Source organism: Paracoccus sp. R12_2 (genome assembly GCF_017744015.1).
GTDB lineage: Bacteria > Pseudomonadota > Alphaproteobacteria > Rhodobacterales > Rhodobacteraceae > Paracoccus.
In genome coordinates, this window is record NZ_JAGHRA010000028.1 from 1 (window position 1) to 20,772 (window position 20,772).

The 20,772-nt window shown below is 63.7% G+C and carries 26 protein-coding genes and 1 pseudogene; 21 read left to right on the plus strand and 6 right to left on the minus strand.

All coding sequences use genetic code 11. The features are described 5' to 3' along the window. Positions 1 to 67: 67 nt before the first annotated feature. The 3 genes from J7359_RS19225 to J7359_RS19235 all read right to left on the minus strand — a co-directional run bounded on the left by J7359_RS19225 (position 68) and on the right by J7359_RS19235 (position 1,401). Positions 68 to 373, minus strand: a complete 306-nt coding sequence (locus J7359_RS19225) for a hypothetical protein (RefSeq protein ID WP_209059570.1) — start codon at positions 371 to 373, stop codon at positions 68 to 70. After that, positions 373 to 567 (minus strand): hypothetical protein, encoded by a 195-nt coding sequence (locus J7359_RS19230; protein ID WP_209059492.1) that lies wholly within the window; start codon positions 565 to 567, stop codon positions 373 to 375. Before J7359_RS19230 ends, J7359_RS19225 begins: the two co-directional genes overlap by 1 nt. A 303-nt stretch (positions 568 to 870) precedes the next feature. Then, entirely contained in the window at positions 871 to 1,401 is a 531-nt protein-coding gene (locus J7359_RS19235; protein WP_209059575.1) for a helix-turn-helix transcriptional regulator, read from the minus strand. 209 nt (positions 1,402 to 1,610) lie between these two features. Here J7359_RS19235 and J7359_RS19240 point away from each other — a divergent pair, with 209 nt between their 5' ends. Then, positions 1,611 to 1,943 (plus strand): hypothetical protein, encoded by a 333-nt coding sequence (locus J7359_RS19240; RefSeq protein WP_209059578.1) that lies wholly within the window; start codon positions 1,611 to 1,613, stop codon positions 1,941 to 1,943. Between the two features lie 126 nt (positions 1,944 to 2,069). On the opposite strand, the gene J7359_RS19245 is transcribed toward J7359_RS19240, so the two are convergent. Next, entirely contained in the window at positions 2,070 to 2,342 is a 273-nt protein-coding gene (locus J7359_RS19245) for a hypothetical protein (RefSeq protein WP_209059586.1), read from the minus strand. 446 nt (positions 2,343 to 2,788) lie between these two features. Between J7359_RS19245 and J7359_RS19250 the strand changes: the two genes are divergently transcribed. The 5 genes from J7359_RS19250 to J7359_RS19270 are packed head-to-tail and all read left to right on the plus strand — an operon-like array spanning position 2,789 to position 6,507. Further along, a complete protein-coding gene (locus J7359_RS19250; RefSeq protein WP_209059512.1) occupies positions 2,789 to 3,046 on the plus strand; it encodes a hypothetical protein in 258 nt (85 codons plus the stop codon). 3 nt (positions 3,047 to 3,049) lie between these two features. After that, positions 3,050 to 3,340 carry a hypothetical protein gene (locus J7359_RS19255; RefSeq protein WP_209059588.1) on the plus strand — a complete coding sequence of 97 codons (291 nt, stop codon included), beginning with the start codon at positions 3,050 to 3,052 and terminating at the stop codon, positions 3,338 to 3,340. Beyond that, positions 3,337 to 3,534 carry a hypothetical protein gene (locus J7359_RS19260; RefSeq protein ID WP_209059592.1) on the plus strand — a complete coding sequence of 66 codons (198 nt, stop codon included), beginning with the start codon at positions 3,337 to 3,339 and terminating at the stop codon, positions 3,532 to 3,534. Before J7359_RS19255 ends, J7359_RS19260 begins: the two co-directional genes overlap by 4 nt. Continuing rightward, positions 3,527 to 4,654, plus strand: coding sequence for a primase-helicase zinc-binding domain-containing protein (locus J7359_RS19265; RefSeq protein ID WP_209059595.1), 1,128 nt, complete (start codon positions 3,527 to 3,529; stop codon positions 4,652 to 4,654). Before J7359_RS19260 ends, J7359_RS19265 begins: the two co-directional genes overlap by 8 nt. Beyond that, a complete protein-coding gene (locus tag J7359_RS19270) occupies positions 4,651 to 6,507 on the plus strand; it encodes a DNA primase family protein (RefSeq protein WP_209059600.1) in 1,857 nt (618 codons plus the stop codon). The genes J7359_RS19265 and J7359_RS19270 overlap by 4 nt, the downstream gene beginning before the upstream one ends. Positions 6,508 to 6,838: 331 nt before the next feature. Here J7359_RS19270 and J7359_RS19275 read toward each other — a convergent pair whose 3' ends face one another. Then, positions 6,839 to 7,150, minus strand: a complete 312-nt coding sequence (locus J7359_RS19275) for a hypothetical protein (protein WP_209059608.1) — start codon at positions 7,148 to 7,150, stop codon at positions 6,839 to 6,841. Between J7359_RS19275 and J7359_RS19280 the strand changes: the two genes are divergently transcribed. Further along, positions 7,151 to 7,696 (plus strand): hypothetical protein, encoded by a 546-nt coding sequence (locus tag J7359_RS19280; RefSeq protein ID WP_209059611.1) that lies wholly within the window; start codon positions 7,151 to 7,153, stop codon positions 7,694 to 7,696. Between the two features lie 90 nt (positions 7,697 to 7,786). Here the strand turns inward: J7359_RS19280 and J7359_RS19285 are convergent, their stop codons facing one another. Continuing rightward, complete coding sequence (locus tag J7359_RS19285; RefSeq protein ID WP_209059616.1) at positions 7,787 to 7,954, minus strand: hypothetical protein; 168 nt, start codon at positions 7,952 to 7,954, stop codon at positions 7,787 to 7,789. A 212-nt stretch (positions 7,955 to 8,166) separates the two neighbouring features. On the opposite strand from J7359_RS19285, the gene J7359_RS19290 reads away from it, so the two are divergent. The 14 genes and pseudogenes from J7359_RS19290 to J7359_RS19355 form a co-directional block, all read left to right on the plus strand. Next, on the plus strand, positions 8,167 to 8,868 hold the full coding sequence (locus J7359_RS19290; RefSeq protein ID WP_247740543.1) for a hypothetical protein: 702 nt from the start codon (positions 8,167 to 8,169) through the stop codon (positions 8,866 to 8,868). A gap of 121 nt (positions 8,869 to 8,989) precedes the next feature. Then, the gene (locus J7359_RS19295; RefSeq protein ID WP_209059619.1) at positions 8,990 to 9,658 is read left to right on the plus strand and encodes a hypothetical protein; all 669 of its coding nucleotides are present in this window, start codon (positions 8,990 to 8,992) and stop codon (positions 9,656 to 9,658) included. Further along, the gene (locus J7359_RS19300) at positions 9,658 to 11,823 is read left to right on the plus strand and encodes a terminase gpA endonuclease subunit (protein ID WP_209059622.1); all 2,166 of its coding nucleotides are present in this window, start codon (positions 9,658 to 9,660) and stop codon (positions 11,821 to 11,823) included. The genes J7359_RS19295 and J7359_RS19300 overlap by 1 nt, the downstream gene beginning before the upstream one ends. Before the next feature lie 4 nt (positions 11,824 to 11,827). After that, the gene (locus J7359_RS19305) at positions 11,828 to 12,031 is read left to right on the plus strand and encodes a hypothetical protein (protein ID WP_209059625.1); all 204 of its coding nucleotides are present in this window, start codon (positions 11,828 to 11,830) and stop codon (positions 12,029 to 12,031) included. Next, on the plus strand, positions 12,031 to 13,509 hold the full coding sequence (locus J7359_RS19310) for a phage portal protein (RefSeq protein ID WP_209059627.1): 1,479 nt from the start codon (positions 12,031 to 12,033) through the stop codon (positions 13,507 to 13,509). The genes J7359_RS19305 and J7359_RS19310 overlap by 1 nt, the downstream gene beginning before the upstream one ends. After that, on the plus strand, positions 13,493 to 15,652 hold the full coding sequence (locus tag J7359_RS19315) for a head maturation protease, ClpP-related (RefSeq protein ID WP_209059638.1): 2,160 nt from the start codon (positions 13,493 to 13,495) through the stop codon (positions 15,650 to 15,652). Before J7359_RS19310 ends, J7359_RS19315 begins: the two co-directional genes overlap by 17 nt. A gap of 76 nt (positions 15,653 to 15,728) precedes the next feature. Then, complete coding sequence (locus J7359_RS19320) at positions 15,729 to 16,061, plus strand: DUF2190 family protein (RefSeq protein WP_209059641.1); 333 nt, start codon at positions 15,729 to 15,731, stop codon at positions 16,059 to 16,061. Further along, on the plus strand, positions 16,061 to 16,387 hold the full coding sequence (locus J7359_RS19325) for a hypothetical protein (RefSeq protein WP_209059654.1): 327 nt from the start codon (positions 16,061 to 16,063) through the stop codon (positions 16,385 to 16,387). Before J7359_RS19320 ends, J7359_RS19325 begins: the two co-directional genes overlap by 1 nt. Next, entirely contained in the window at positions 16,384 to 16,803 is a 420-nt protein-coding gene (locus J7359_RS19330; RefSeq protein ID WP_209059657.1) for a hypothetical protein, read from the plus strand. The genes J7359_RS19325 and J7359_RS19330 overlap by 4 nt, the downstream gene beginning before the upstream one ends. An 11-nt stretch (positions 16,804 to 16,814) precedes the next feature. Beyond that, entirely contained in the window at positions 16,815 to 17,120 is a 306-nt protein-coding gene (locus tag J7359_RS19335) for a hypothetical protein (protein WP_209059660.1), read from the plus strand. 115 nt (positions 17,121 to 17,235) lie between these two features. Then, positions 17,236 to 17,673, plus strand: a complete 438-nt coding sequence (locus J7359_RS19340) for a hypothetical protein (RefSeq protein ID WP_209059559.1) — start codon at positions 17,236 to 17,238, stop codon at positions 17,671 to 17,673. A gap of 95 nt (positions 17,674 to 17,768) precedes the next feature. Then, positions 17,769 to 18,215, plus strand: coding sequence for a hypothetical protein (locus J7359_RS19345; protein WP_209059663.1), 447 nt, complete (start codon positions 17,769 to 17,771; stop codon positions 18,213 to 18,215). A 35-nt stretch (positions 18,216 to 18,250) separates the two neighbouring features. Next, positions 18,251 to 18,565: a hypothetical protein gene (locus tag J7359_RS19350; protein ID WP_209059666.1), complete on the plus strand. Its 315-nt coding sequence runs from the start codon at positions 18,251 to 18,253 to the stop codon at positions 18,563 to 18,565. A 67-nt stretch (positions 18,566 to 18,632) separates the two neighbouring features. After that, a pseudogene (locus tag J7359_RS19355) lies at positions 18,633 to 20,772 on the plus strand (hypothetical protein); the annotation flags it as partial.

Sequence of the window (20,772 nt, forward strand, 5' to 3'; positions counted from 1 at the left end):
CAGACGAACGGGGTGCTTGGAACATCGAAAGTGCGGATGGGAATGCCGCGATATGTGACCGGCGCGATCATGCCAGCACCCACAGCGCCAGCGCGCCGCCAAGCGTGGTGCAGGCACAGGCGATGGTCGCCAGCAGCAGGTCGCGAGAGGTAACCGCCTGGATCGGTGTTGGATCGTCCTCGATCTGCACCGCGGGCAGGTCGATCGGCAGGATCTCTGGCTGATGCGTCGCCCGCCGCATGTCCGCGACCATCTGCATGCGGCAGCGCTCGGTTGCCGCGCGGGTGTCTTCGTCCGGCCAGCCCAACTGGGGCGATGCATAGACAATCTGGCATTCGCGGTCGGTGAAGGGGCGGCTGCTGACGACGGCCATCACGCGGCCCCGTCCGGCATTCCGCCGACATTGCGCTGCGCGAGTTTCACGCCATTCGCATTCGCCCTGATGAACCAGGCGAGGCGGACGGCCGTCGGACCAGCCGCCAGGGCGGCATCGGGGTTAGTGAGAATGTGGCGGACCTCGTCATAGATCGGATGGCCCGCAAGTTTGCTATCGGTGCTGCGCTGCATGGCGCTGGCCTCCATCGGGTTGCGATGAAGGGAAGATGATAGGACTTAAATCCTATGTCAAGAACCTAATGGGACAATAATCCTAACTAAACCAAAGCGCGCCGTTCTGGCGTTGCATCCTAGGGGATATCCGGGGAAGGTAGGTTGACGCTTAAACGGGAGCGTTGTTCACTAAATGTTCTTAATGGTATTCTAGCTAATGGAGGAGAGGAATGATCGGTAGGAGCGAGCTTCTACGACTTGCACTCTCCCTCAAGGATGATCAGGTGTTGCAACTCAGATTTGCCACCGAGGTAGCGGATCTTACGAACCGGAGCGCCGCAGGGGCGCAGACCGCCGCGCTTCCGGCCGATCTGCGCCCTGTTGCTTCTTCTCTTCATCATCCGATGGTACAGCCCTTGCGCGCGAAAGAGCAGCTTCAGTGTTCTGAGACTGAAGGTAGAGGGCGTATTTTATGGCCTCTTCGCGAACATGAGGGCTCACCTGGTCGAGAATCCTGAGCCAGTCCAGTGCCGTCGTTGGATCTGAGTGTTCGCCCACTGCGATAATGTCACTCAGCTGGTAGTCCATCGCATTCGCAATTCTCTGTGCTGTCTCGATCTTTGGCGACTTGTTCGCGCCGCTTATCAGCTTGCGGATGGTGGAGTTGTCCAACCCTGCGCGCGTACTCACCGCAGCAGGTGTGAGGTCGGGTCGCGCCTGGAAAATGCGCCGCAAACCTTCAACAAATGGATCGTTCGTAGCCATAGATGAAGGATGGCGGATTAAAATCCTGCGCGCCATAGGACACTGATCCTTTACATGATGGGATTTTAGTCCTATTGATTCGCTCATGCTGAACGAGTTCCTCAATGACGCCCGACAGTATGCCGCCGCTCGCGGCATAAGCCTCACGACGCTGGGGGTCTACTCTGTGGCGGATAGCCGGCTCTTCGCCCGTCTTCTAGCAGGCGGGCAGTGTATGCCGAGAACGATCGAGCGAGTTCGACAGTATATGGCGGCGCATCCAGTGCCCTACACCCCCATCCATAACGAGTCCTCCAATGAACAATCTGAGAATCACGACGCAGCCTAACGGCGGCGCTCGGCAAAAGTCCCATCATGATCAGTTTGACGGGCGCGGCCGTTCACGCGGATCCGTGCGGCGCGCGCATATCCACGCCCAGCATCCGGATCGCGCCGATTTCCTCCGCCGTTGGTCGCTGCTGATGATCGCCAGCTTTCGCAGCAGCGAGGTCTGCGCGGCGCATTTTGACGTCACGATGCAGACCGCCTGGAATTGGCGAGAGGGGATCAACTGTCCGCTTGGCCACCATGTCGATCACGCCCACGCCACGCTGGCGCGGTTCGATGAGATCATGCGGGGTGACCGGTGATGGATCGTCCGGATCTGGAATCGCTGATTGACGTGCGCGGCTTTCGCACCTGCAAGAGCGATGAGATCCATGAGCGCCTGATGAAGGCACTGAGCGTTGGACGGCCTTCGGTGCGCAGGAAGATCGTCACTGATGAGTCTTGCCAATACCTTCAATTTCATCGGCCTTTTCAAGAATTAGCTTGGCCAGGTGCCTCGCATCCTCGCATGTCATCCGGAACTGAAGCGCAGTGGCCTCGTCTACCTTGCTTTCCTGGCGTTGCGTACCATCCCAGAGGCGACAGCAAATGAGGCTGAGACCGGGAAATTCCATCTCGCCGGCGGCGAAGCTGTTCACCAACGGGCCAATCAATCCGCCGTTCGCGTTCCTCAGGAGGTCATCGTCACCGACTTTGTACATTTTTGAATCCTTTGTTCGGTGCGCTTTCATATTCGGTCGGGTGCCTAGGATACGTAATTCGAAAGCGATGCAATTGGTTTCGGGCTTTCAGGTTGCCCGGGGCGGGGAGGATCGGCGGGGCGCAGCACCTGTCGCCAACCCGCTGCGATTGCGGCCCGCCCTGGGCGCAGATCACCCGCGATCGTGGAACCTGCGGCTGGCCCGGCCGAGAGCCGTCTTCTGGCGTCGGGGCAGACATCTCTGCCAGCGCGAACATCGCCTGTTTCGCGCCGGTGACTGGCGGGGCGCGCTGCTCGCCGCCCCGTCCTTTTATTCGCCATCCGTCCTGGTCGGTCATCAGGGACGGAATCCCGGGGGCGCCGTCTCCTCCTCCCTCGGCGCCCCCGGGAAACAGACATGTGAGGGACATCATGGATCAGCACGCACGACGCAGGCAGGGGGCGCAGATGATCGCACTTGGCCTGGCCATGAAATCCAGCCTGGGCGAGGCCGATGCAGAGACGCTGTCGCTGGCCGTCATCGCGGTGAAGGAGACCTTGCCGAAGGACGACCCGCTTTATGTGGGGCTGGATGACTTCGCGGACCTGTTTCCTCGGTCGCGCCGCGATCCAACGCTTTTGAAGACCGCGGGGCAGCGGCTGTGGCGGGCCGTCGAACGATCGACCTGGCCGATGCCCGCCGAACGTGCCGATGTCGAGGGCTGAGTGATGAAGCTGAACGCGTTCGATCGCACGCTGATCCATGGCCTTGGCTTGATGTCGCGCCTGCCGCTTATCCCGGACGAGGCCGACTTTCGCATGCTGGCCGAGATCATCGACAAGGCGGCCCCGCGCGCGACCCGGTCGCCAGAAATGGAGCCGCTGCTGCGCGAGGCACGCCGGATCGCCGACAACCTCGGGCCCCATCGCGCCATCGAGCACTATGTCGCCCGAGCGATGAACGATTTCGACCGCCGCTGCATGGCGGCCCACTGGAATGCAGCGCGGAGGGGACAATGAACAGGCAATCGATCGACGTGGAACTGATCCGCGCGGTGGCTGAAGTCGCCGATATCGGCACGCCCCCACGCAAGTTCGTGAAGCTGCTGGAATTCGTGCACGGGCTTGCGCTGGAAGCCTATCAGTCCGGTCGCGCGGAGAATGCGGATCTCGACTCGTCGCTTCCGGAAAAGCGGGCGGCATCGGATGGCTGAAGAAGATACCCGGCTGATCGAGGCAAAGGCGATCCCCATGGATCAGCTGGCCGATCGCCTGCAGATTAAGGACCTTGTGCGCACGGCTGGCGAGCTGGTCGGACCTTGCCCGGGCTGCGGCGGAACGGATCGCTTCTCGATCAATCCCCGCAAGGGCGTGATCTTCTGCCGCGGCTGCGATGCCAAGGGCGACCAGGTCGCGCTGGTTCAGCTGACGCTCGGGATGGATTTCCGTGCGGCGCTGGACTGGCTGGTCGGTCCGCGACAGGAGCTGACGCCACAGCAGCAAGCCGAGCAGCGCCGCAGGGCGGACGCATTCCGTCGGCAACGAGAGGCGGACGCCGCCCGACACAGGGCTGACGCGATTCGCCAGGCGCGCGAGATCTGGAACGCCGGCCGTCCCGCCGACGATACCGTTGTCGCAGACTATCTGGACCGTCGCGGCCTTCGCCTTCGTGCGGGCGCGAAGTTGCCCCGGTGCTTCCGGTTCGAGCCGAGCGCGCGTCTGGTCGTGCCGGTGGCGGGCAGGGGGCGCGAATTCCAGACCGTGCATGAGGGCCCGACCATGCTGTCTGCCATTCAGGCACCGGACAGCAGCATCAGCGGCGTGCATCGCACATGGATCGATCTCGACCAGCCGAAGGGCAAGCCGGTCGTCACCCATCCGTTCAAGGATGGTGAAACGGTGCCGGCGAAGAAGGTCTATGGCAGCAAGAAGGGCGGCGCGATCAGGCTGTATACCCCGCGCGACGCGACGGTGATGGTGATGGGCGAGGGGATCGAAACTACCCTGTCCACGATGATCGCGCGGGCGGAGCCGTCGGAAGCGTACTGGGCCGGGGTCGACCTGGGCAACATGTCCGGACAGCGGAAGATGGGGAAGGGGCTGAAATACGCCGGCATCCCCGACATGGAGGATCGCGACGCCTTCATTCCACCGCCATGGGTCCAGCGCCTGATCTTCATTCAGGACGGCGACAGCGACCCGAAACTGACCCGAGCCAAGCTGATGTCCGGGCTGCGCCGCGCAAAGCTGTGCAGTCCCGGGCGCACCACGGCCATCGTCCACTCGGGCGAGGGCGTGGACAGCAATGACCGATTGATGGATGCGCTGAGATGACCGACGAGCCGGACAAGATGGCCGATTTCCAGAAGGACATGAAGTCCGAGGAGGAAATCGATCTGCCCGAAGAGCTGCGGAATGCATCAGGGCAGGGCGATCCGGCGGCCGAGATCCCGGATGACTATGTGCCGCCACCGCCGCCGCCGGAAGACGGTGACGGTCATGCTTCGGATGAGCCTCCGAATCCGATCGCACTGGCTGCGCAGGAGTCGCTGAACGATATCGGGAACGCCAATCGCTTTATCATCCATTTCGGGCGTGACATTCAGCATGTCGCGCAGGTCGGCTGGCATATTTGGGATGAACGCCGCTGGCGCAAGGATCTGGAAATCAGCAAGGGGTTGTCGCCCCGTATCCGCCAGCTTACGCAGCGGATGTCCGGGCTGATCGCGCAGGAGATCGACTTCATCCAACCCAGCAAGCGCGATCGCAAACTGCTGCAGGAAGAGATCGAACTTCGCCGCCGCCGGATCGAGATCGAGGCGGCGCCCGATTATGCCGGCGATGAAACACTGGTCTCGGAACTGGGCAACATCTCATCTCGGTTGCGGTCGATCGACGCGGCCCTGAAAGGCCACAAGACCGTCATCGGCCGGCGGCTGACGCACGCCAAGAACGCGGGCAATTCCGGCCCGATGACCAACATGGCGGCCGAGGCCCAGGTCATGCGGTCGATAACGGTGGACGACCTGGATCAGAGCGCCCTGGACGTGAATACCACGTCTGGCGTTTTGCGCTTCTCGATAGCCCCGGACCCCGAGAAGGGGATGTCCCCGATGCCCGAGGTCAAGCTCATCCCGCATGCTCGGGAACAGATGCTCAGCAAGTTGATCCCTGTGGACTATGATCCTGACGCGAAGTGTCCTCGCTTCGATGAGTTCCTTCGGCAGATCCAGCCCAACATCGAAGTGCGGCAATTCCTTCAGCGATGGTTCGGGCTTTCCATGAGCGGGATCCCGGTTCAGAAACTGGCATTCTTCCATGGGTCCGGCGCGAACGGAAAATCCGTTCTGGTCGATATCGTGTCGCGCATCATGGGCGACTATTCCGCCACGGCAAAGATCGAAAGCCTCACCGGCAAGAACAAGAAGTCCGGGTCGGATTCGCAGCCGGACCTGATCCCCCTGATCGGTGCGCGCAGTGTCCGGACCTCGGAGCCCGAAGAGGGGGAGCGACTTCAGGAGGCCTTGGTCAAGGCGCTGACCGGCGGCGAGCCGATGATGATCCGTGACCTGTTTTCGGGCATGATCGAGTTCCAGCCGTATTTCAAGCTGACCATCAGCGGGAACCATCTGCCCGACATCCGGGGCGGCGACGACGGGATCTGGCGGCGCGTAATGCTGGTCAAGTTCCCCGTCCAGATCCCCGAGCAGAAGCGCGTCCCGAAGACCGAGATGGATGCCATCCTCTGGGAAGAGCGATCGGGCATCCTTAACTGGCTGGTCGAGGGCCTGCTGCATTTCCTCGATGGCGGCCTGGCCGAACCGGAGGAGGTGATAGCGGCGACCGAGGGATACCGGAAGGACAGCGATCCGATCGGGACTTTCCTCGGCGATGCCACCCTGGTGACCGGCTATGAGGGTGACTTCATGACGTCGCGCGAGCTGATCGATGCCTTCAACTTCTGGATCGAGGAGCGCGGTGAAACCCGATGGGGCAACAGAACCGTGTCCAACCGGCTGAAGGCGAAGGCTGACGGCTGGCGCCATCCCGAGACCCAGAAGACCTTCGCGCCCGGAAAGTCGGGCGTGACCGGTTATCGCGGCATCCGATTGGGAGAGGAGTTTGGCCGCCGTATGCGTGAGGCGCAGGGCACAGACAGCAGCGGGTGGACATCATGGTCCCGATAGCCCCGCACCCCTTCCATCGGAACCTCGACCTGGCGGGCCTGCGGGCCCGTCAAGCATGTCAGGCATTCGCGGTTCGAAATGGGCTTGGCGGGCCTGAATGCGCAGGCGGCAGGGCCAGACGATCGCGGGGGTTGGGGGGATGCCGTTTCTGCGTTTTCAAAGGGTTAGGTATCGAATTTGGGCCTGAGGGTCGGAAGGGCCTGAAAATCCAACCTATGTGCGCGCGCGTATGTGGAAGGGGGCAGGGGGAAGGCGGTTATGCGCATAGGTCGAAAACTCAAGCCCATCGGACCCGTCGAACCCAAAAACACAACCTAACCACCTGATTTCATTACGTCAGACCCATCAAAAACCAACCATAACTCAAGCCCTCGATAAATCTGCAAAGCCCATCAAGCCCTGCTTGAAACAGCGAAATACTAAAGGTGGTGTAAGTATGATCGGAAAACACAAAATAAGCGATTATGAGCAGGGCTGTGGAACTGTTGGCAAGGAAGGCCATGCGGCAGGAAGGTCCCGGCTGATGAGCGAGGCCGACCGCATCGCCGCGATAAAGGCCGCTGCGCAGCCGCCAGCCGAATGCGGACCGGAAATCATCGCTGCTCCGGCGCGTGGCGGGTTTGTCCTGCAGCGCATACGTCACATGGAAGGCATGACGCGCGAGGATTTTGTAGAAACACCTGATGGATATGTCCGCCGCTCGCCGATCCGGCGTGGCGATACATTCGACGCGATGGAGGCGGCTGCGCTACGCCGCAAGCAAGCGTGCCCCCTCACGCCCGGACAGATCGCGATCGGGCGGCGGTATCATGACCTTGTCGAACTTCTGAGCGCGGATGGCACCAAACTGTCGCAACTGGATGGATCATTCGGTTCGGGTGATGGCGGAGATTGGATGGATCAGCGCCTGGCCATATCCCGTGAACTGGACGGGATGCGCCGTCGGCTTGGAACAGGCCCCGCGATACAGATCCGGCGGGTCAGGCCGTCATCCCGTGGCGGCAATGACAGGAAGGCGTTCAGCCAGCGGCAACTCGTCGATGCGATCTGCCTGTCGGGTAAATCGATCAAGGATGTGTTGGGTGACTTCGGATGGCAGCAGGATGGTCGGAACTGCAAGGCTACCATAGAGGCGCTGGCTGCCGCGCTGGACACCATGATCGGTTACGGGAGGAAAAAAACTTCTTGACCGCTTATGCCGCTCTGTGAGAACAGATTGGATAGTATCAAGACGTGCGCCCGCAGGGATAACCCCCTCGCGGGCGCACGTCGTTTCGGCTCAGGCAGCGTTCGCTTGCTGCTGAAATGGGCGAAGGGCCTCTGCCTGATACTCCAGCCGTTCGAGCAACTCGCGATACTCGCTGTTGTGCCGATACGGCTTCAATGCTGTCAGGATCAGCTGCCACTCGTCATGGGAAAATGAGGGACAGAATGTGTTGCTCTTCATGGTCGCCCTCGTTCTTGGTCTATTGGCCTGTTCGCCAACGAACGGTGGGAACAGATCCTGGTTCGTATGGGATTCATAGCACCTGCCGCGTGAATACGGTGTGAACTAATCGACACCGGATGTGTCGTTTTTGCGAACTTGCGTCTGTGTCCACGCGCACATTCGGACAGGTTGAGCGAAAGCAAAGTTGGAGGGTGGGCATGGATACGTTGATGTCCATCGACACCAGTCCTTTCACCCTGGCACTGAAGCAGCTGGCAGATCGGGATGTCCGGATCGCCGGAACCTGGGCGCTCAACGACATGGCCGCCGATATACGGCATGACGTCACCGATCGGATGAAGGTTGTCTTCGATCGACCGACGCGCTGGACGCTGAACGCCTTCGAGGTGGTGCGGGCGAAGCCGATGACGCTCGAGGCCGAGGTCCGGCAAAGGGGCGGTTCGGCGTCTCGCCACTACCTGCGGGTGGAAGAAGAAGGTGGGCCGAGGCCACAAACCGGGTTCGAGATGCTGCTCTCGCGCAGTCTCGCCTATGAGGGGGTGATCCAGTCGATCATTCCCGGCGACAACGCCCGGCTAGACGCGTACGGGAACTGGTCGCAGGGCGAAAAGAACCGCGTGCTCTCGGATCTCCGGGCGCAGCGGGACGCGACGGCGAACAGCACAGCTGCCTCGCGCCGGCGTCATCGGCGCCGCGCGCGATACTTCGTGCCCAGACGGGGCCTTTCGGCCGGCATCTACAAGCGGGAGGCCAATGGCAACATCGGCATCGTCGCGGTCATCAGCACGAAGGTGCCGGTCTATCAGCAGAGGCTCGGCTTCTACGAGAATGCGGGGCAGCTATTCGCGGCAAGGATGTCGGACCACCTGACCCGGACGCTTGGCCGGATGATGCAGATGCGGTTCGGTTAGCCGCGGGTCCTTCCCGGCGATCTGCGGCACGCGGGTAATTCGCACCCCGTTAAATTTGGTTTCGCGATCTCGGCGGCGGGTAGCTGTTCGGGTTGTGGTTGTTGTTATCATTGAGGAAATCATGTCGGAAACTGTCACGCTTGTCGATGGGAGCGTGCTCGATGTCGTGCGCTTTCCGTTGCCGGACGGCGTGGCCGATGACGGCACTCCCCTGAACCGCGCCCAGCTTGCAAGGGCGCTGAATGTCACTGAGAACACGGTGACCAAGTGGCTGTCGCAAGGGATGCCGGCGCTGTCCGTCGGGCAGAACGGGGTCGCCTATGAATTTCGCCTGTCACATTGCTGGGCCTGGCGCCAGGCGCGCGACGAGAAAGTTCGCGATGCCAAGCTGCGCGGTGACCAGCTCGCGGCCCAGGCGGCATTGGCGTTCCGCAACCTCGACGACGATCACGCCGAGGAAGAGGGCGGCCTGACAGCCGACGATCTGCGGAAATGGTCGGAGGCCGAGTACCATCGCAACCGTGTTGCCGAGCAGCGCGGAGACCTGGTGCGCGCAGATCGTACACGTGCACTGATGGAGGATCTGCTGGTCGCCTTCGGCACGGCCATGGATAACTTGCCGGATTTCGCGGAGATGAACTTCGGACTGTCGGCAGCCCAGGTCGCCCAGGTCGAAAGCTATTGCGACCAGGTTCGCGAGGAAGCCCGCCGCATGCTGGAGGATCGGCTTGATCGTGGCGCAACCGTGGTCGCGATCGCCGGCACGCAGTCGGAAATGGAACTGCGCTGATGGTTGCGATGATCGATCGCGGGCTTGGCCAGCTGAACCGGATACCTGCGCTGCCCGCATTCGTCACGCCGGAGGAAATCCTGGCTGATGCCTTGCCGCTGCTTGACCCTCCGAGCCGGATTTCCGTCACGGATGCGGCCGAGCAGAGCTTGCGCGTTCCGATCGCGGGGCGCTGGGGCGCTTATGACCGGGGAGTCGCGCCGTACACGATCGAGCCGCAGGACATTTCGCAGTCGCGGCGCTTCAAGGGCGTCATCTTTGTCGGTCCGTCGCAAAGCGGCAAAAGCCAGATGCTGCTGTCGGTATCTGCGCACGCCGTCACCTGCGCGCCGGGCCCGGTGCAACTGATCCACATGACCAAGACCGATGCCGATGCATGGGTCGAGGAGAAGCTGAACCCGGCGATCTTCAACAGCCCGCGGCTCCATGAACGGCTCGGCAGGTCTCGGGAAGACAGCACGTTCAGCCGCAAGCGCTTCAAGGGGATGCGCCTGACAATCGGTTATCCCGTGGCCAACCAGCTGTCGTCGCGTTCGCAGCGCGGGGTTCTGCTGACAGACTATGACCACATGCCACAGCGGCTGGGTCCGAAGGATGCGCCGGAGGATTCGCCATTCGGGATGGCGCTTCGCCGGATCAAGACCTTCCTGAGCCGGGGTTTCGTGTTCGTGGAAAGCACGCCGGCCTTTCCGGTCGACGAAGACAAGTTCCGTGCCGCCAGTCTGCTGGAGCCGCACCTGATGCCGGCAACAACGGGTGGGATCGTGAACCTGTACAATCAGGGGACGCGTGGACGCTGGTACTGGGAGTGCCCGGACTGCGAAAACCTGTTCGAGCCGACTTTCGAGAGGCTGGACTACAATCGCGATCTGGACCCGGCCGATGCCGGCGACGCCGCCGCAATGGTTTGTCCGCATTGTGGGTCGGTGATTCCGCATCGGCACAAGGCCGAGCTGAACCGGCACGCCGCGACCAGCCATGGGGGATGGCTGCACGAGGGGAGGGCGGTCGATGAAGAGACAGGAGCTCGCCGGCTGGTTCGGATCGACGATCCCGAGCTGCGGAATGCGCCGTTCGCCAGCTATGCGTTCAACGGCGCGGCGGCGGCGTTTTCCTCCTGGGCGTCGCTTGTGGAACGGTACGAGAGCGCGCGGCGGTCGTTCGAGGTCGATGGTGACGATCAGGACTTCGCGGGGGTCCACTATACCGAGATCGGCGTTCCCTATCGCCGGAGCTCGCTTGAAGACGAAGACGCCCTGACGCTCGAGACGTTGCGCGAGCATGCCTTGCAGATCGAGAAGGGGATCGCACCTTCCTGGACGCGCTTTATCACCGTGATGGTGGATGTGCAGGGCAACCGCTTCGAAGTCATGGCGATGGCATGGGGTGCGGAAGGCGAGCGCGTCGCCCTGGAGCGCTACGCGATCCATCAGCCGCCCGACGACGCACCCAGCGCGAAGGGCGACGACGGCCGATACAGGGCCATTGATCCCGGGCGATACGCAGAGGACGCCACGGTGCTGTCGGAATTGGCGGATCGCGTCTATCCGGTGGACGGTGCCGATTGGGGTTTGATGCCGATCGCGGTGGTCATCGACTTCAACGGCCCGAAGGGATGGTCGGACAACGCCGAGAAGTTCTGGCGCCAGCAAGCGAGGGCAGGACGCGGCGGCCGGTTCTACCTGTCGATCGGACGCCCGGGCTTCAACCAGCGCGACCGCGTCTGGCACGAGGCGCCGGACCGAGCGTCTCGGGGCAAGAAGGCGCGCGGAATTCGCCTGCTGAACATGGCGGTAGACCGGCTGAAGGATTCGGTGGTTGCGGCCCTCGGTCGCCTCGATACGCCGATCGGGGCGCAGCATATCCCGTCATGGATGGGCGCGGAGCATGTCTCGGAACATCTCGCAGAAGCGCGGGGCGAGAAGGGCTGGGCGCTGAAGAAGGGTGTCCAGCGCAATGAAGGTCTCGATCACTCGGTGCAGGCCCTGGCGCTGGCCGAGCATCTGGGTGTGAACAGGGTGAACTGGGAGGCGCCGCCGGCATGGTGCCTTGCCGGCTTGCTGAACCCGAATGCCGTCAGGCTGGATCGCGCGAACGATGCGGCCAGCGCGCATGAGCGGTCGGAGCCGCGGATGCCGCGCAAGATCAATTTTCTGAGGAGGTAGTAACGTGGCCTACACACAGGCTGACGCCGATCGGTTGCGGTCGGCGATCGCGAAAGGTGCCTCCGAGGTCGAGGTGAACGGCGAGCGCGTGAGGTTTCGTTCACTTGCCGACATGCGTGCAACGCTGGCGATGATCGAAAACGAACTGGCGGGCCGCAGTGGTGCGGCGTTCGCAATCGGCTATCCGAAGACGCCGCGGGGTCTGTGATGAACGTCCTCGACCGCGTCGTCGGCTTCTTCAACCCGTTGGCGGGGCTCAACCGCGCCAAGGCTCGGGCACAGACGGCGATCGTCATGAACTATGACGCCGCCTCGCGCGGGCGCCGCACCTATGGCTGGAAAGCTCCCGCGATGTCGGCCGATGCTGCCGCTTATGGCAGTCGCGCCAGGCTCCGGCAGATCAGCCGCGACATGGTGCGCAACCGCGCCTATGCGGCCCGTGCTCGCGATGTGGTGGTGGCGAACGTGGTCGGGGACGGCATCATGCCATCCATTCGTTGCGAAAACGAGGCCCACAAGACGACGGTTGAGCAGCTGGTGCGCCAACACTTGCTGTCGAACGACATCGACGCCCTCGGCGAATACGATCTTCTCGAGATGCAGCAGATCTGCATGTCCGGGGTATTCACGGACGGGGAGGTCTTTATTCGCCGTCGGCCCCGGGATGCCCGCTTCGGCGCGCGACTCGCGCTGCCGTACCAGGTCGAGGTCCTGGAACCAGACCTGCTGGACACCACGATTCAGAACAACGGCAAGAACCTCGTGGTCGAGGGGGTCGAATATGGCCCGACAGGAGCGATCGAAGCCTATCATTTCCTGTCCGAGCATCCCGGTGCCGTCCAGCACCGGCGGGCGCCACAATCGACCCGGATACATTGGTCGGATGTCATCCATATCCGCCGCTTCGACCGGCCGGGCCAGCTTCGCGGCGTCCCTTGGCTCGCCCCGGTCATGATGACCATTGGCGAGTTGTCGGACTACCAGGAGGCGCAGATCCTGAAGCAGCGGATGTCCGCACTTCTGGCCGTCATGCTGAAATGGGCTTCGGGCAGCAACCGTCCAGCGGACGAACAGACGGGGCTGGAGAGCCTTGAGCCGGGTGCGGTTGTCAGCCTGCCAGACGGTGCCGAGCCAGTTCCCACCGACCCGCCGAAAGTCGATGGCTATGCCGATTTCATGAAGCAGGGGCTGCGTGCCGTCGCCGCGGGCGTCGGAGTGACCTACGAGGCGCTGGCGGTCGATCTTGAAAAGGTCAACTTCTCATCGGCCCGCCTTGGACGGAACGAAATGGACCGCCTGGTTCGGATGTGGCAGCGGGGCCTGATGATCGCCCAGTTCGGGGCCGGCATGGAGCGCTGGTTTCGGGAAGGCATGGCATTGATGGGCCATCGGGGGATCGAGTTCACCATGGACTGGACCCCGCCCCGCCGGATCCTCGTCGATCCGACCCGCGAGATCCCGGCAATGGTCGAGGAAATCGACGCTGGACTGAACAGTCGGCAGGGCGTGCAGCGCGAACTGGGCCGCGATCCGGCCCGGATCCGCGAGGAGCGCGCGCAGGACATGCAGGCGGATAACGATGCCGGCCTTCCGGAATTGTCCGGTGGCGCGGCGGTCTCGGCATCGGGCGAGGCCCGCGCAGCCGAAGATCAGAGAAAGGAAAAGCAGGATGACGATGGCCAGTGACCTGATCAGCAACGGCGAGCTGATCCTGAGCGGCGAAGTCGTGGACGATGCCTGGGTCGGCTTCATGTGGGAAGAGGATGTGTTCTTCAGCCCCGGCATGGTTCGCAAGGCGCTGGCCGGACTGGGCGAAGGGCGCGTGACCGTCCGGATCAATTCCAACGGTGGTCACGCCGCCGCCGGTGAACAGATCCGCACCATGCTCGCCAGCCATCCCGGCGGTTGTCGGATCATCGTCGAGGGGCAGGCGGCCTCGGCGGCATCGCTGATCCTGATGGCCGGTGTGGAGCGGCTGATGTCGGCCGGGTCGTATATCATGATCCACGATCCCTCGGGCTGCGTCTGCGGCACGGAAGACGAGACGCGCCGCGCCGCGGATGCGCTGGCGGTCCTGGCGTCGACCTATGCCACCGTCTACGCCGCCGTATCCGGCAAGTCGGCACAGGATGTCCGGACCATCATGAAGGCCGAAACATGGTTGGGGCCCGACGCTGCCATTGCCGAGGGTTTTGCCACCGGCACTGCGCCCGAGGTCCTGGCCCTGCCTGCCGCCGCGTCGCTTGAAGCGGCCCAATCGGCCTTCATGGCAAGCCACGACGGACTTCGGCGGCGCCTATCGCAGCACAATACCAATCACCCGTCGGGTCGCGCAAATCGTCCCGCCAACGAGCCCGCCGCCGCGCGCGGCAATCAGAGAGAGGAGGGCGCTATGCCCGAAGACCAGCAGAACTCCGCCGCGCCCGCGAACGCGGCAGCCGGAACGACGCCCGCACCGGCAGCCCCTGCAGCGACGCCGCCGGCGCCCCTGGATCCCGCGACCGGGACCCCGGCGCCGGCTCAGATGCGCGGTCAGTCCGCCGACGATATTCGTATGGCTGAGCGCGCGCGCATGAGGGCGATCCGTGACATGGCAGCCCCCTTCGTCACGTCGGGTCGTCTCATGCAGGCCGATGTGGATGCGTTGATCGACGAAGGTGTGTCGGCCGATGCCGCCGGCGCCCGCTTCATGGCATCCATGGCCGATGCGGAATCGCCGACGCGCACCGGAGGCCCGCGCACCGCGATCACCCGTGACGAGACCGAGACCCGCATGGAGGGCATGGTCGCGGCCATGATGGGCCAGTCCGATGGTCCGGCCCAGGAATACAGTGGCTTGCGGGTGCGCAATCTGGCAATGGCGCTTGCCGGTCCGTCGCGCGGTTACAACGATTCCGAAACCATCCGGCGCGGGATGCGCTCCACCACGATGATGGGCGGCGCCTACGGGATCAGCGATTTTGCCCATATCACCACCGAGGTCATGAACCGCAGCCTCCAGGCCGCTTATCAGCGTCGCGCGGCGACCTGGCAGATGGTGACAGGCCAGCCGCTGACGGCGACCGACTTCCGGGAACTCCATTCGGTGCGTTTCGGTGGGGATTTCTCGCTGAAGCCGGTTCAGGAAAACGGCGAATACCAGTCCGCCGTGCTGGCGGACGAGGCCGAAGGCCTGAAGGTTGAACGTCGCGGCCGCACGATCAAGCTGACCTTCGAAGCGGTGATCAACGACGACATGGGCGCATTCCAGAGGATCCCGATGGAGTTCGCGATGGCCGCTCGCACCATGGAGAACTTGATGGTCTGGGCGTTGATCCGGACCAATGCGCGCTTGAAGTCGGACAACAAGGCGCTGTTCCATGCCGATCACGGCAACCTCGGCGCCGCGGCCGCCATCTCGGCCGCTTCGGTCGCAGTGGCGCGCCGGTCGATGTGGGAGCAGCGCGCGTTCGGAACCAGCGACAAGGACGATTTCATGCAGGTCGAACCGAATCGCCTGATTGTCCCCCCGGCGCTGGAACTGGTCGCCTTGCAGTTCACGACTGTGACGACCCCGGCATCGGATGGCGAGACCAATCCTTACAAATCGACCCTTCAGCCCGCCGTGGTGCCGAACCTGGGTGCGGCTGCCGGTGGGTCGGATTCAGCCTGGTACCTGGTGTCCAGCGACCTGCCGCCCGTCGCGCACGCCTACCTGGAAGGTTACAGCGCACCGACCGTGCAGACGATCGAGGGTATGAACCCGGATGCGGTCACCATGAATGCCCGTCATATCTTCGGCGCGGCGCTCGCCGAGTATCGCGGGACCTACAAGAACCCTGGTCAGTAAGGCCGGGGCGGTTTCTGGACGAAAGGGCGGCTCCGGCCGCCCTTCGTCGTTCTCACAGGTCACGAAAGGACACGACATGAAAAACTACATCCAGCCGGGCGAGCATATCACGCTGACCGCACCGGCCGCCGTCAGCGCCGGCGATGCCGTCCTGGTTGGCGATGTCTTCGGCGTCGCACAGGGCAATGCCGCGCAGGACGATCCGGTTGTGCTGGTTCGTCGCGGGGTCTTCACGCTGCCGAAGACCTCGGCGCAGGCGTGGACCGCCGGCGCCAAGGTCTACTGGGATGCCGCCAACAGCGTAGTGACGACCACGGCGACCGGCAACAAGATGGTCGGCGCGGCCGTTGAAACGGCTGCCAACCCGTCGGCCACGGGCGTTGTCCTCCTGGACGGCACGATCCGCTGATGTCGTCGATCTTCAACGGCATGGCGGGCATCCTGTCCGACGTGCTTGGCGCGGAGGTCCAGTATTTCCGCGCCGCCGAGCCCGGTCGAGCGGTCCGGTCGATGTTTCGGGAAAACGGGGCCGAGGCCTTCGACCAGGATGGCCACCCGGTGCTGGTCGTCGCGCCGACATGGCGGGTGGGGCGCGACCTTGTCCCGCAAATTGCGCGGGGCGATCGAATTGAGCCCGGAAATGGCAAGACCTACAAGATCCTGAACCACGATCTGTCCGCGTCGCCCGCCGATGACGCGTTCCTGATCTGCGAGCTGGAAAGGATCTTCGAATGAGCCTTCGCGGTGACTTCAGGGCGCTGGCCCGCGCGGCGCTGGCTGCCGATCCGCGCATGGGCGGGGTGGCCCAGCTCTCGGCGTGGGCAGGCAACATCCCCGCGGAAATGCTGCCCGTTCTCGGTGTCGTCACACCGCAGGAACGCGCCACGCTGGACGTCTTCGACCAGATGGAGCGATCAACGTTGCTTCAGGTGGTCGTGAAGCGGCTCGGCGGTGACGACCTCGAGGACACGCTCGACGAGGATGCCGAGGCGATCGAGGATTGCGTTGTGACTGCGATCTTCGCCGCGCACCATCGCTGCCTGCCGGAAGACCTGACCATCGCGCTGAACGGCGAGGGTGAACAACGGGTCGGCACGGCGATCGTGAACTTCCGCGTCACCTGGCATCGCCCGCTCGGGGGCGAGGACTGACGATCCCGCCGGTGGCGGAGATCGAAGCAAACCCATCTGAAGAGGCGAACATGGCCAGACTGATCAACAAGACCGGGCGCGACATCACGCTGCTGACGCGCCACGTGATCCCCGCGAAGGGCGAACTGACCACCACCAATGCGACGATCCGCAGTCCGGACAACTGGCCGAAGATCTCGGGCCTGCGCGGCTGCGGTGACCTCGAGGTGGTCTTCGACCCGGACGGGGGCAAAAAGGCACCCGCGCCCGTGAAGCGCGCTGCCCGGACCTCGGAAGCGCCGGCGGAGGATCCGGCGAAGGTCGATCTGAGACCCTGAACCGCCGTTGCCTGCGGGCTGACCCCTTCGGTCAAACAGCGAGCTTTCCCGACAACCCGGATCAGGATCCGTCGCCACCGGCGACCCTGATCGCATGCCAAGAAAGGGCACAATCATGGCAGTCGCCATTTCCTATATCGGGGCCACGATCGGCTGCGTCGTCGGCGTCCCCACGACGCTTGACGAGGCAGGATTCAGCGCCTTGACCTACGAGACCATCGGCAAGATCGCCTCCTGGGGTGAGCTGGGCGATACGTCCAACGATATCACCGTCGAGCTGCTCGATGGCCGCGTCGAGCATGTGAGCGGATCGAAGGATGGCGGCGCGGTGCCGTTCACCATCCGGTCGGATGCGGATGACCTGGGCCAGCCGGTGCTGATCGCGCAGTCGAATACCAACAGCGAGGTGTCGTTCCGCGTGGTCGATCCGGACGGCAGCACCGCCTATTTCCACGGCAAGGTCGCCAATGTCCGCGACACGGCGCGCGAACCCGGCAGCTACAAGGGCTTCACCGGCGAGGTCCGCGTCAACTCGGCCGTCGTGCGCGCGTGATCCCATCGCGCCCGCCAGGGGCGCGACCGGGCCGCCGCAGACGTGGTTCAGCCGCGGCGGCCCATCCTGAACCCGGACCCTCAAGGAACAGACCGATGGATTTTACGCAGTTCGACAGCCGTGCCGGCGCCGAAACCGCAGGGCGCCTGCATCTCAAGCACCCGGCAACCGGAATTCCCCTCTATGCCGATGAGGCCCATGAACAGCCCTGCATCGTGCTGGTGAAGGGCACCGAGGCGCGCTCGGCGCAGGCCGCGATGCGGGCCGCGCGGCAGGCGAAACTCGCCAGCGGCAAGACCGGCGAAGACGCCGACAGCACGCTGGAGGACCTGCACGCTGACCTGGTCAAGAGTGCGGTTCCCCTGATCAGCGGCTTCGAGAACATCCTGCGCGGCAAGGATCCCGCGACGGCCGCCGATGCCGAATGGTTCCTGAACCTGAACATCCTCAACGGCCAGAAGGACGACTTCTCCTTCGTCGTCCAGGTGTTCGAGTTCGCCAGCTCGCGCGCCAACTACCTGGGAAACGGCTCGAAACGCTGATCCTCGCGGCACGACAATGGGGTCATCTTCATGCGGTGCCGAAGGACTGCGGCGGGGAGAGCTGGCTGAAGAGGGCGCAACGCCTTCGGCAGCCTCTCGGCCTGCCGGACCTGGACGGCGGGGCATACCTGCTCGACGCGATGTTCCGGATCGGGCCGGTTCGTGAAACCGGCCTGGCGGCAACCGCACCGGACTGGGCTGAGATCGATGCATTCGCCCGGCAGACCGGACGGATCTCCGAGCCCTGGGAGGCCGAGGTGCTGTTCGACATGTGTCGCGGCTATCTCGACGAACTCAGGGCAGGGGAAAACCCGCTGGCGATCCCGCCGGTGGAAAGGAAAGCGCAATGAGTGAGCTGATCGGTGAGGTCGCGATGGTGGTTCTCGTGATCGGACAGCTTTCGGGCAAGGATCGACCATGAACGCTTCTGCCGGACAGATGAAGGCCAGGCTTGGGCTGGATGTCTCGCAATTCGAGACACGGGCGCGTGGGGCGGCGAACACCGCGCGGCAGATGGGCGCGCAGATCACGCGGGCACTGGATGGAAGCCGGGGAGCCGCGCGCGCCAATGCCGGGGCATTCGACCAGCTGCGCGCCTCGATCGATCCGGCGTTCGCGGCCTCGCAGCGGTTCGGCGACATGCAGCGGCAGATCGCGGCGTTCGTGGACCAGGGTGTGGTCAGCCAGCGCACCGCGAACACCGTCCTGGAGCAGGCCGCGTCCAGATATATGGGTGTGGCGACGGCGGCCGAGCGCGCGGAACAGGCGCAGCGCCAGCAGGCGCAGGCGCTGGCCCAGACCACCTCAAGCTACCAGTCCCTGCGCGCCTCGATCGATCCGGTCTATGCCAGCAGCAAGCGGTACGAATCCGCGATCGAAACCGCCGATGCAGCCCTGAAGGCCAAGGTCATCACCGAACAGGAACACGCGCGTGTGCTTCAGATGGCGCAGCAGCGATATCTCTCGCTGACCCCGGCCGTCGCCGGCGCCACCGGTGGCCTGGCGAGGTTCACGCCGCAGATCACCAATGCAAGTTTCCAGGTGCAGGACTTCGCGGTCCAGGTCGCATCGGGCCAGTCGGCCCTGACAGCCTTCACTCAGCAGTTTCCGCAGCTTGCCGGCGTGATGGGGTTCTCTGGCAAGCTGGCGCTGATCGGCGCCGGCCTGGGGACCTTGGTCGCAGTGGGTGCCGCGGTGGCACCGATGCTCCTGAACATCGAGGACGGTGCAAAATCTGCTGACGAAGCAGTATCTGACCTGTCCGAGACGATTGGCCGATATCGCCAATACGCTCAGGATGCCGCGAAATCCAATGCGGATCTGATGGCGCAGTTTGGCAGCCTGTCGGGCGAGGCGCGTCGCGTCAACGAGGCCCTGTCCCAGATCACCCGGATCGAGGCGATCGAAGCGATGGATGCGGCCGTCGCGGATCTCAGCGAAACGTTTGGCAGTCTCAGCAAGACGGCCGCCGCGGAAGCCGGGCCCGCACGATGGCTGACTGATTCCGGCAAGGTGATCTCGCAGTTCGACAAGACTGTCGGCAACATGGTCGCAACGATGAAGATTGGCGAGGATCAGGCGCGCAAGGTGGCGAACGCCCTCGCCGCGTGGCGTGATGCGCCGATCGGCGATCAGACTGTCGCGGCGCGGGCGCTGCACCAGGAACTGCTCGGGGTATTCGGATCGGTCGAGGCAATTCCGCCAGAGCTGCGCGCTGCTGACGTTCAGGCACTTCGACTGGCCCTGAGCGCTGGCGAAGTTGCAGGCAATGTTCAATCGATTGGCGATCTTGCATCGGAACTTCAAGGGCTGTTCGCGGCTGCCGGCAACACCCTGGGTATCGCGATCAGTAATACCGAGACCTGGGCGATATCCATGTCGGGTGTCCGTGCGGAAGTGCTCGGAATCGCATCTGCGCTTTCGCAGATCGGCGGTGGGATGATCTCGAATGCCGCGACGTTCGTCGAAATCAACGCGCTGAAGGCAGGTAAGTCGATAGCGGATGCGCGCATGGAGATGGAGCGGTTCAAGGTATCCGCCAAGTATGATGGCGATATTCTTGCCGCTGAAGCTCGCGGTGGCGTCATGGGCTGGACAGAGGCGCAGGCCCTCAAGGCGGCCAAGGCCCTCGAACTCTCTGGCCTCGCAGCTGCGGACGAAGCCACCGAGCTTCGGAAGGTCGCAGCGGCGTCCGAGAGAGCCTCGGGTGGCAGGGCGAAGTCCGCGGCGAGCGCGTCGAAGGCGGCAAAGGAAGCCGCGCGCCTGACGGGGCAGCTGGACAAGGAAGCGGAACGCTGGCGCGACATGCTGGATCCCGTGGCGAAATATCGCCGCGAGATGTCCGAGCTCTCGAAGCTCTCCGGACGGTTGTCGCAGGGCGAGATGGCCGAGGCGCAGCGCCGCCTGAACGTCGAGCTGGCAGACAGCGTGCCGCTGGCCGGAGATCTTGTCGACACGCTGTCTGAGGGGCTTCTGAGCGGCTTCTCGGGGACGATCGACAGCATCAAGTCGATGTTCAAGCGCTGGCTGTCGGAGATGATCGCCATGGCGCTCAAGA

Excerpts from the sequence above, each read along its gene's own strand:
- J7359_RS19225 (WP_209059570.1), bottom strand. The coding sequence starts at position 373 with ATGGCCGTCGTCAGCAGCCGCCCCTTCACCGACCGCGAATGCCAGATT.
- J7359_RS19230 (WP_209059492.1), bottom strand. The coding sequence starts at position 567 with ATGCAGCGCAGCACCGATAGCAAACTTGCGGGCCATCCGATCTATGAC.
- J7359_RS19235 (WP_209059575.1), bottom strand. The coding sequence starts at position 1,401 with ATGAGCGAATCAATAGGACTAAAATCCCATCATGTAAAGGATCAGTGT.
- J7359_RS19240 (WP_209059578.1), top strand. The coding sequence starts at position 1,611 with ATGAACAATCTGAGAATCACGACGCAGCCTAACGGCGGCGCTCGGCAA.
- J7359_RS19245 (WP_209059586.1), bottom strand. The coding sequence starts at position 2,342 with ATGTACAAAGTCGGTGACGATGACCTCCTGAGGAACGCGAACGGCGGA.
- J7359_RS19250 (WP_209059512.1), top strand. The coding sequence starts at position 2,789 with ATGATCGCACTTGGCCTGGCCATGAAATCCAGCCTGGGCGAGGCCGAT.
- J7359_RS19255 (WP_209059588.1), top strand. The coding sequence starts at position 3,050 with ATGAAGCTGAACGCGTTCGATCGCACGCTGATCCATGGCCTTGGCTTG.
- J7359_RS19260 (WP_209059592.1), top strand. The coding sequence starts at position 3,337 with ATGAACAGGCAATCGATCGACGTGGAACTGATCCGCGCGGTGGCTGAA.
- J7359_RS19265 (WP_209059595.1), top strand. The coding sequence starts at position 3,527 with ATGGCTGAAGAAGATACCCGGCTGATCGAGGCAAAGGCGATCCCCATG.
- J7359_RS19270 (WP_209059600.1), top strand. The coding sequence starts at position 4,651 with ATGACCGACGAGCCGGACAAGATGGCCGATTTCCAGAAGGACATGAAG.
- J7359_RS19280 (WP_209059611.1), top strand. The coding sequence starts at position 7,151 with ATGGAAGGCATGACGCGCGAGGATTTTGTAGAAACACCTGATGGATAT.
- J7359_RS19285 (WP_209059616.1), bottom strand. The coding sequence starts at position 7,954 with ATGAAGAGCAACACATTCTGTCCCTCATTTTCCCATGACGAGTGGCAG.
- J7359_RS19290 (WP_247740543.1), top strand. The coding sequence starts at position 8,167 with ATGTCCATCGACACCAGTCCTTTCACCCTGGCACTGAAGCAGCTGGCA.
- J7359_RS19295 (WP_209059619.1), top strand. The coding sequence starts at position 8,990 with ATGTCGGAAACTGTCACGCTTGTCGATGGGAGCGTGCTCGATGTCGTG.
- J7359_RS19300 (WP_209059622.1), top strand. The coding sequence starts at position 9,658 with ATGGTTGCGATGATCGATCGCGGGCTTGGCCAGCTGAACCGGATACCT.
- J7359_RS19310 (WP_209059627.1), top strand. The coding sequence starts at position 12,031 with ATGAACGTCCTCGACCGCGTCGTCGGCTTCTTCAACCCGTTGGCGGGG.
- J7359_RS19315 (WP_209059638.1), top strand. The coding sequence starts at position 13,493 with ATGACGATGGCCAGTGACCTGATCAGCAACGGCGAGCTGATCCTGAGC.
- J7359_RS19320 (WP_209059641.1), top strand. The coding sequence starts at position 15,729 with ATGAAAAACTACATCCAGCCGGGCGAGCATATCACGCTGACCGCACCG.
- J7359_RS19325 (WP_209059654.1), top strand. The coding sequence starts at position 16,061 with ATGTCGTCGATCTTCAACGGCATGGCGGGCATCCTGTCCGACGTGCTT.
- J7359_RS19330 (WP_209059657.1), top strand. The coding sequence starts at position 16,384 with ATGAGCCTTCGCGGTGACTTCAGGGCGCTGGCCCGCGCGGCGCTGGCT.
- J7359_RS19340 (WP_209059559.1), top strand. The coding sequence starts at position 17,236 with ATGGCAGTCGCCATTTCCTATATCGGGGCCACGATCGGCTGCGTCGTC.
- J7359_RS19345 (WP_209059663.1), top strand. The coding sequence starts at position 17,769 with ATGGATTTTACGCAGTTCGACAGCCGTGCCGGCGCCGAAACCGCAGGG.